The sequence below is a fragment of the Oleiphilus sp. HI0117 genome (assembly GCF_001635235.1).
Window position 1 is genome coordinate 1 of record NZ_LWGA01000431.1, and the last position, 400, is coordinate 400.

Genomic DNA, 400 nt, shown 5'->3' on the forward strand with positions numbered 1-400 from the left:
ATACTTGAACAGCTGGCACTGATTCCCAGCTTGGAAGATCGCTTCCACCAAGGCGGATATATTGGCTACGCCATTGTCACATTAGGTTTACTAGGGCTCTTACTAAGCTTGTTTAGATGGTTAACAATCAGCTACTCTCAACGAGCAATCAAAAAACAAATGAGATCACCGTAAATTGCAGACGCTAGCAATCCTCTTGGCCGAATAATTCAGGCCTATCAGGCATGCAAAGGAAATGAGGAAAGCAGTTCAAGTGACGAGCAAAGTACTCAGCTAAAACATGATACGCTTGAAGTTCAGCTACAAGAGATCGTTATGTCCGAGATGCCTAAGCTGGATAAGGGCCTGGGGACAATCAAACTACTCGCTGCAGTCGCCCCTCTTCTGGGCTTACTCGGCA

At 46.0% G+C, this 400-nt stretch carries 1 protein-coding gene; it reads left to right on the top strand.

Translation table 11 applies throughout. The annotated features are described in order from the left end of the window. Positions 1–207: 207 nt before the first annotated feature. Positions 208–400, top strand: a 193-nt coding sequence (locus tag A3757_RS28050) for a MotA/TolQ/ExbB proton channel family protein (RefSeq protein ID WP_369819529.1), incomplete at its 3' end; no start/stop codon positions are given.